Here is a 9549-nt window from a genome sequence, read left to right as displayed (position 1 = left end):
GCTAATGTTCCTACACTCGTTAAACTAGATCCTGTTACCGTTGACTTTAAAGTGGTGCCTGTTAAGGTGCTAGCATCCGCTGTTACGGTTATATCTGTGCTACCATCAAATGCTTCTCCATTAATGTTTTTAGTTGCAGCTAATTTTGTTGCTGTGGCAGCATTGCCTGTGGTAGAACCTGAACTGCCTGTTACACTTCCTGTTATTGGATTGCTTACCGTTAAGCTTGCTAATGTTCCTACACTCGTTAAACTAGATCCTGTTACCGTTGACTTTAAAGTGGTGCCTGTTAAGGTGCCAGCGTCCGCAGATGCTGTTATTGTTATATCTGTGCTACCATCAAATGCTACTCCATTGATGTTTTTAGTTGCAGCTAATTTTGTTGCTGTAGCAGCATTGCCTGTGGTAGAACCTGAACTGCCTGTTACACTTCCTGTTATTGGATTGCTTACCGTTAAGCTTGCTAATGTTCCTACACTCGTTAAACTAGATCCTGTTACCGTTGAATTTAAGGTGGTGCCTGTTAAGGTGCCAGCGTCCGCAGATGCTGTTATTGTTATATCTGTGCTACCATCAAATGCTACTCCATTGATGTTTTTAGTTGCAGCTAATTTTGTTGCTGTAGCAGCATTGCCCGAAATATTGGTCTGATCACCAGTATTGGTGCCCGACAGATTTGAAACTTTTATTTTTTCTGCTGCGGTATAATCATTGCTTGATAAATCCTTGCCTGTTACTTTATCTACTTTTAATGCCAAACCGCTAGTTAAATCAGTAGCACTTGCTTTTAATGCAAGGGCTGTATTACTCGCAAGGGAACTCAAATCCTGATCACCTGTATTGCTTCCAATAATGGCGGCAAGCTTGGCCTTCTCAGCTGTAGTGTAGTCGTTGGTGGAAAGGTCTTTGCCTGTTACCTTATCTACTTTAGTGGCTAAGCTGGTTGTTATATCCGATGAATTTGCCTTGTTAGCCAGCTGAGAAGTAGTTGCGAAGCCACTAAGGTCCTGATCACCTGTATTGCTGCCAGTAATGGCGGCAAGCTTGGCCTTCTCAGCTGTAGTATAGTCGTTGGTAGATAGGTCTTTGCCTGTTACCTTATCTACTTTAGCAGTTAAGCTGGTTGTTACATCCGATGAATTTGCCTTGTTAGCCAGCTGAGAAGTAGTTGCGAAGCCACTTAGGTCTTGATCACCTGTATTGCTGCCAGTAATGGCGGCAAGCTTAGTCTTCTCAATTGTGGTATAGTCGTTGGTGGAAAGCTCTTTGCCTGTTACCTTATCTACTTTAGTGGTTAAGCTGGTTGTTACATCCGATGAATTTGCTTTGTTAGCCAGCTGGGAAGTAGTTGCGTAGGTACTTAGGTCTTGATCTCCTGTATTGCTGCCAATAATGGCGGCAAGCTTGGTTTTCTCAGATGTAGTATAGTCGTTGGTGGAAAGCTCTTTGCCTGTGACCTTATCTACTTTAGTGGCTAAATCGGCTTGCGTAACCATCAATTTCCAGGCCGTGCCAGTATAATAATAAAACCCTGCAGGAGCTGAGGTTTGATAAATCATTAAGCCTTCGGCAGGGTTGCTAATGGCATCTTTTTGGCTAGCACTTAATCTGGGGATTAATATTCCTTTATTATTGGTGCCAGAGCTTACTTCCAAGGCCGCTGAAGCTGCCGGGGTGTTGGTTCCGATGCCGATTTGGGAAAATGCAGGTATTGAACTTAGTAGAATCAATAGGCTAAATAGCAAGTAAAAAATTGACTTCATTGGAGGATGATTTTTCGATTGAATAGTTCTAGTTAATTAGGATATTTTATTATTTAGTTTGTTGCACATAATAAACCTTTGATAAGCTCTAAGCTAATTTAGGTCTGTAAAATTTGTCAAAATGAAAAAATTGAGCAGAAATTTACCTTGATTATTATTAATAAAAAAATTCTGTAATTTAATTTACTATTGGTAAAAAACCACGCTTGGATTTAAAACAAAAAAAATTAATTTAAGTATAGGGCTTAGTCTAAATTAACTCATAATTAACTGCTCAATGCCCACCAGTATTGGGATTTTTATTTTTCTGTTGATGACTTTTGAAAAACTGGCCAGCATAGTCATTAAAAAATCCATGCCGTCTTTAAGGGATGAATTAAATCAATGATTAATCCTTGATGCAAAGCAAAGACATTCCGTATGCACATTCTTTGTCATAAATCTTGGTAGCGCTGATATTGAATCCAATGTTTTTCGCTCTATTATATTAATTGTATTACTCTATTATTTGCCGACGCCAATACCAGCACTTTAACTAACATAAATCCAATTGCTGTCAAATTTCCTAAACAATCGAAACATCGATTATCAATTTTAATTACAGTGAGTAATTTGATTGGCTGCTTTTGGAATTTATGTGTTTTGTATTTGTGGATCTTGCAAATAAATTACCTCAATTAATTTGATAGTTTATTTTGATTGATAAGAATCACTCTAATTCCTTCCTTGTTCTAGCAAATCTTATGTAACAATTTTAATCACTGAATTGGGATAATAGTAATAGTTATGGATTGATTTTTTAACTATAATTTCTTTAAACCTTACAAACTAATATATAAAGACATAAATCATTGTTTATTCCACAGCTTAACCTCAATAATAATCGTTAATCCGAATGTAATTTAATTGTAAAACAATATTTGAGCCTGTTTAGGGCTTGATAAATCAGGTATCTTGTGCTGTAATTAATGCACGAATTAACGTGTTTGGAATCTAACCGATAAAAAAAAGATTATGAAAATCAAATCAATTGCTTTAACATTATTTGCTGCTTTATCTATTGCTTTTTCTGCGAGTGCTCAAAAAACTATCGTTGATGTTGCAGTAGGATCTAGTGATCACACAACTTTAGTTGCTGCTGTAAAAGCTGCAGATTTAGTTGCTGCATTACAAAGTGCTGGCCCTTTTACTGTATTTGCTCCAACAAATGCTGCTTTTGCAAAATTACCAAAAGGGACTGTTGAAACTTTATTAAAAGCTGAAAACAAAGCTACATTGGCTAAAATTTTAACTTACCATGTTGTTGCTGGTAATTTAAATGCTGCTGCAGTAGTAAAGGCTATTACTGATGCTAAAGGTTCTTTAAGTATCAAAACTTTAAGTGGCGCTACTTTAGTTGCTTCCATAAAAGGTGGCAAAGTAATTCTTACTGACGAAAATGGTGGTGTATCTACTGTTGTTGCTACAGATCTTGGAGCAAGCAACGGAGTTATTCACGTAATTGACTCTGTAGTTTTACCTAAATAATTTTATTTAGCGAAAGCTTTTTTAAAATTTGAAGCCACTGAATTTTTTCAGTGGCTTTTTTGTTTTGGCCCAAAGTCCTTTTTTAATAATATATGTAAGCGTGAATTAGCATACAAATTAAATCAATGCATCGCTTTGTTGTGCTTATTCATTTTATAATTTCGAAAAACATGCGCATTAATTACAAATCTTTATTTGTCATTAATTGAATTCTCAAATATAAAAATCTGCGTTTAATCCCCCCTCCCCCCCCCCAAAAAAAACCTGTTACATTCTGTTAATCACACGATTAACGCAAAGTATTTACTTTATAGTCGAATATTAGTTTATTTTTATAAAATCAATATTTTTTTTATAAGTTTAGTCATCAACCTTTGATAATAAATTTAAGAGATTGAATAGAATAATTACAGATCAGAGATCCAAAACCAAAATTAAATACATCTTGATTTTATTGATGTGTTTTGTTTTTTCTATAGGTTTATTGAAGGCGCAAACTGAAGTGAGCGGAGTTATAGCAACAAATACTACTTGGACAAAAGCGGCAAGTCCGTATTTAATCAAAAACAACTTATTGGTAAATTCTGGTGCAACACTTACAATTGAACCAGGTGTAGAAGTAAGATTTGAGGAAGCAAAATATCTTAAAATTGAAGGTACAATAAACGCAGTTGGTTCACAAACTGATTCAATTATATTTACAAGTAATCTATCATCTAAAACTAGGGGTTCTTGGGACAAAATATGGTTAAAAGGAACGACATCAGTTTATACTAGTAACTATGAATATACTTCTGGATCAGTTTTTCAATTTTGTCGTTTTTCTTATGCAAAAGAAGGTTTAAGACTTGATGATGCTACAATTCAAGTTAAGAATTCAGCATTCATTAATAATACCTACGGTATAAACTTTAAAAAAACAACAAATTCTTTGCTTTTTCAAAATCTATTTAGTTTTAACGTTGACGGTACAACCACTAGCGCAGGTACAGAAGATAATGGTGTTGGAAGTTTTACTTTTTGCAATATTATTGAAAATACCTTTGTTAATAACCAATATTCAGGATTTAGTTTTGGCGGCTATAGAAATAATTCTAACAATCATTTGATTAAAAAAAACCTGGTTAAGAATAATGGCGGTATTGGGTTTAATTTCAGCTGGGGTGACGTTACAACAGGCTTTTCAAATAACACAATAGAACAAAATATTATTTATAATAATGGATCTACCGGTTTGGTTATCAGTAGAGATCAAAATACTATAAGAAAAAATTTAATTTCTGAAAATGGCGGAGATGGTATTGGTATAAGTGGTACATATATTTTTACTGGTTTAACAATTCAAAATAATATAATAGTTGGTAATTTAAATAGGGCTGTTGATTTATCAAGTAATAATAACACAGTATTTAGCTACAATCAAGTTATTAAATCAGGCAAAAAAAACCAATTCGCAGCAATTGAATTACCAAGTGGATACATTGAAGCTAAAAATAATACAATTAGTTATAATACATTCTCATATTCAAATTACTATGACTTTAATATTCATTATGGGCCTAATACAATAACATATAATAATTTTCACGGTTTAAAAGATTATTACTTTGTGCGCGTGACCAATAAAAGTAATTTTACAATAGATGCCTCAAATAATTATTGGGCTTCCTTAATGGGTAATGATGTAAAAAATCAGATTTTTGATAAAACAAATGATTTTGAACTTGGTATAATAAATGTTAGCTCATCATCCGCTACTCCAATTATTACAGCTCCAATTTCAATGCCTATCAATATTGTAAAATCTCTTTCAGCCGGCCGTGTAGTCCTAACCTGGACAGCCAATACCGAATCCGATATCGCAGGATATAAAATATACCATGGAGGCTTTACTGGTTATTCCTATAAAAATTCTGTTGATGCAGGGAATGTTTTAACCTATACCTTACCCGCTGGAATATCCATTGATGAGGACATTGCTATTACTGCTTATGATGCCAGTAAGGATGGCACGGATGATCAGTTTGATGGCAATGAGTCTTGGTATTCGCCTGCCAATAAAACACCTGAGGCGCCTGCTGATTTAAAAATAGATTTCGCTTCAAAGAAAATCAGACTAGCCTGGACTGCAAGCAATTCACCTGGTGTCAATAGTTATACTATCTACCGCTCAACCAATGGCACTACTTTTTCGAAGTTGGGAAGTTCTGTGAGCACAAATTATATTGATCGCAATTTAACAGCCCTTACAAAATATTATTACAAAATATCTGCCATGGATAGCTTGGATTTAAGCTATGATAATTATGGATTAGAAAGTTCATTTTCTGATATAGTTTCTGCCTCTCCTAATAATATAATTTATGTAGCTAAAAATGGGAATGACTCCAATATTGGAAGTATAGCGAGTCCGAAATTAAAAATTTCTGCTGCTTCTTCTGAAGCGGTAAATGGTGATTCAATCTTAATTTCGGATGGTATTTATTTAGATAATATCGTTTTTTCTGATAAGGCTATTAATTTCATAGGAATTAATGGGGCAAGTAAAGTCATCATAAAACCAATGCTTAATTCTAACATTTTTTTCATCGAAAACGCAGGGAATACTCTTTTTCAGGGTTTAACTTTTTCTAATGGATCTACTCGAGTTGCCGGCTCTGCAATTCTTGAAAGATTATCAAGTCCAATAATTGAATCTTGTATATTTAAAGACAATGGCGCTTCTGGGGGTGTTATTAGTACCCAAAGCGGAACATTTACAATGAATAATTGTTTGGCTTATGGTAATTCACCCAATACCTTTTTTGAACTATCTAATTCTGTAAGTTCAGCTGCATCTGTTAATCATTTTACTTATGTTGGAAATTCAGGCTATCTTTTTAGTTCAGGCAATTCAAATTATATAGTAAATTTTAAAAATTCAATTTTATGGGCTAGTGCTGATATTGCTTATACAGGTATTATAACAGTTGAAAATAGTATAATTAAAGGAGGATTTCCTGGTACAACTACTAATCTTGACGAGCATCCAAGATTTTTAGATAGTTTAAATAAGGACTACAGGCTGGCTGATTATTCGCCGGCAATTGGCTTGGCTCGTTCAATTTCGGGCATAAACAAAGACATTCTTGGAATGAGCCGAACAGGGGCAACGGGTTCTAATCCAGATGCAGGAGTATATGAAAGTATATTTAGCTATCCTTCTCCTTATGTAGTTGTAGACAGTTCAAAAAATGGTGAAGTTTCGTTTAAAATAACTCAATTTGGGATTGAAAAAATAAAGGGAATAAATATTTATAAAGGTTTAACAACGGTACCTATTACAAAATATCAAACCATAAAGCCAAATACAATAATTATAGATTCTTTAAATCAAGATTTTAATAAACCCATTTATTATAGATTTAGTTCAGTTGGATTATCCGATCTAGAAAGTGGTTTTTCTAACGAAATAAAGACGATTGCATTTACTCCGACAAAATTAAAATCACCTTTAAATCTTGCTTTAAAAACAGATACGAATATCGTATTTAAGTGGGAAAAAACTGATAATGCGTCACTATATACCATTCAGTATAGTACAGATTCAACATTTAGTTCTGATTTGGTTGAGAAAACAGTTGCGGATACATCCCTTACTCAAAACCGCTTGTCTCATAATTCTAAATATTTTTGGAGAGTAAATTCTAGCAATGGGAAAGCATTTAGTAAGTGGTCTCCAAAATTTAATTTTAAAACTTTTATATCGCCTGCGAATTTACTGAATGTAAAGCCTGGTAATAAAACTGACACACTTTTTTGGAATACAAATTCCAATAAAAACATAAAATATTTTAAAATTTATAGAGGTGAACTTGAAAACCCTACCGTATTAATAGATTCGATTTCTGGCAAATTGAACACCTATATTGATAAGATTGGACTTGAATTAAATAAGAAATATTATTACCGGCTTGTTGCAGGCAATTTTGATAATGAGGAAAGCACCTATAGTAATTCTTTATCAGCTATACCTTTCAATTCGAGGCCTAGGGTTACAAAATTTGAAAATAAGACATTTAATAATGTTGGCGAATATAATATCATAAGAGCAACCTATTCATCATACGGCAGTTTGGATAAGGATGGAGTAATTACTAAATACGAGTGGTTTGTAAATGATAGTTTAGTTAACTCAAGTGACACTATTTTCGTTAATTATTATAAGCAAGGAACTAACAAGCTCATGTTGCGCATTACTGATAATGATGGGGGAAAAGATTCAACAGTTGCATATATTTCCTTAGTTTCTTTTACAAAAACTTTTAAAGGAGCATTTTTAGGAGGTATTACTGCATTAAATTCCAACATAATATATGCTGCAGATTCAAATTTTGATCCAATAAATGGAGCCTCAGTAAGTTTAGTAAACCGTGTAGGAAATTCTATCTACCCCCTGGTAGTATCATCTAAAATTTTTACTACGCCATCTGTAACAGCAGATTCATCTGTATTCATAACTAGTGGAAGTTCCTTAAATGGATTTAATAAAACCGGTGCGCCTCTTTGGCCTACAATTCCTTTGGGTGGTTTATCTTTAGTTACTCCAACCATTGATTCTCAATTTGATAGAATTTATCTAGGGGTTTCAAATAAGAATTTCTTTGCAATTGATTCTAAAACTGGCAAGGTTGCTTGGAACATCATATCTGATGCACCAATAAATGCTTCTGCAGTAATTACTGGAGATCGAAAACTAATTTTCACAAGTGATCAAGGTACTATTTATGGATTTGATATTCGGACTAACATCATACAGCAATCAGCTAAATGGAAAGTTAATCTTAATGAAATAATTACAAAGTCTCCGGCAGTTGATCAAAATAACAATTTGATATTAGGAACCTTGTCTGGTAAAATATTAAAGGTCAAATTAAATGATAATAGCACTGTTTCGACAGTCTGGGCGTCTAACTTGGGAAGCCCTATTGAAAGCTCCCCCGTGATAGATGCTAATGGCTTCATTTACATTGGCACCAATAAGGGAGATTTTTACCGAATTAATCCTGAAAATGGACAAGTAGTTTGGAAATATGAATCAGGCCATTCAATTAAATCCACTCCAGCTATTTCTGAGTTTGGCAATATTTATTTTGCAAATATAAATGGCGTTATTACTGCTATTGATTTAAATAAAGTCGTTAAATGGAAATACAATGCAGCAGAACCAATTTCAGCAAATATTTTATACATCCAAAATATGGTATATGGTGGAACAGAGAACGGCAAATTCTTTGGTATTTACGATAATCCTAAAACCAACACATTAAACGCAGGAATATCAACGATTAAGGATGATAAATCCATAAGTTACTCAGTTGAAAATAAACTAGCCTCTATAAAGTCGCTCAATTCTAATATCTTTTTTAATGAGCAAAATATCGGATTAGACAAACTCAACTTTGGTGTACCAAAACAAATGGGGGACATTAATGACCCTTTAACAAATCTGGGACTTACTGATAAAGAGCCAGTTTGGGGCACTTTTCAGGGTAATTATAGACGAACTGGAAGTAAAGCATTTGATTGTCCGCCAAGTACCATTACCTACACTGGTTCTTTAGTTTTATGCGAAGGGAATTCGATTGTATTAACGTCAAGTGAGGGTATTTCCTATTTATGGTCAACTGGTGAGTCTTCAAGAACTATAACCGCAAATAAGGCTGGTAATTATTCAGTTACGGTTACATCCTTAAATGGTTGTAGCTTGACCTCAACTAGTATTTCTGTTAAAACAATTGCCTTGCCTCAAGTGAGTATATCTGTTGATGGGTCGACTTCCTTTGTACAGGGAAGCACTGTAAAGCTTTCTTCTACGGTTACTAGCGATGGCACCTATCAGTGGTATAAAGATGATGTGTTAATTCCGGGGGCTGTTGGTAATACTCTTTTAGGCTCTCAATCGGGTACTTATAAATTGAGATTTTCAAATGCTAGTGGATGTTTTGCCTTTTCAAAGGAGATTGTACTTACGAGTTGTGCGCCAAGTACCATTACCTACACTGGTTCTTTGATTTTGTGTGAAGGTAATTCTGTTGTTTTAACTGCAAGTGAGGGTATTTCCTATTTATGGTCAACTGGGGAGTCTTCAAAAACTATAACCGCAAATAAGGCTGGTAATTATTCAGTTACGGTTACATCCTTAAATGGTTGTAGCTTGACCTCAACTAGTATTTCTGTTAAAACAATTGCCTTGCCTCAAGTGAGTATATCTGTTGAT

At 34.2% G+C, this 9549-nt stretch carries 3 protein-coding genes; 2 read left to right on the top strand and 1 reads right to left on the bottom strand.

What is annotated here, in order from left to right; translation table 11 throughout:
- Positions 1-1763: hypothetical protein (locus ACILQF_RS06855; protein ID WP_395626675.1), on the bottom strand; the 1763-nt coding region annotated here is incomplete at its 3' end.
- A gap of 1014 nt (positions 1764-2777) precedes the next feature.
- Here ACILQF_RS06855 and ACILQF_RS06850 point away from each other — a divergent pair.
- Together ACILQF_RS06850 and ACILQF_RS06845 are read left to right on the top strand one after the other, a co-directional pair.
- A complete protein-coding gene (locus ACILQF_RS06850; protein WP_395626674.1) occupies positions 2778-3290 on the top strand; it encodes a fasciclin domain-containing protein in 513 nt (170 codons plus the stop codon).
- A gap of 394 nt (positions 3291-3684) precedes the next feature.
- Positions 3685-9549 (top strand): PQQ-binding-like beta-propeller repeat protein (locus ACILQF_RS06845; RefSeq protein ID WP_395626673.1); only part of this gene is annotated, 5865 nt, incomplete at its 3' end.

It is taken from the genome of Daejeonella sp. (assembly GCF_044232565.1).
GTDB lineage: Bacteria > Bacteroidota > Bacteroidia > Sphingobacteriales > Sphingobacteriaceae > Daejeonella.
This window is presented reverse-complemented; position numbering and strand designations above follow the sequence as displayed.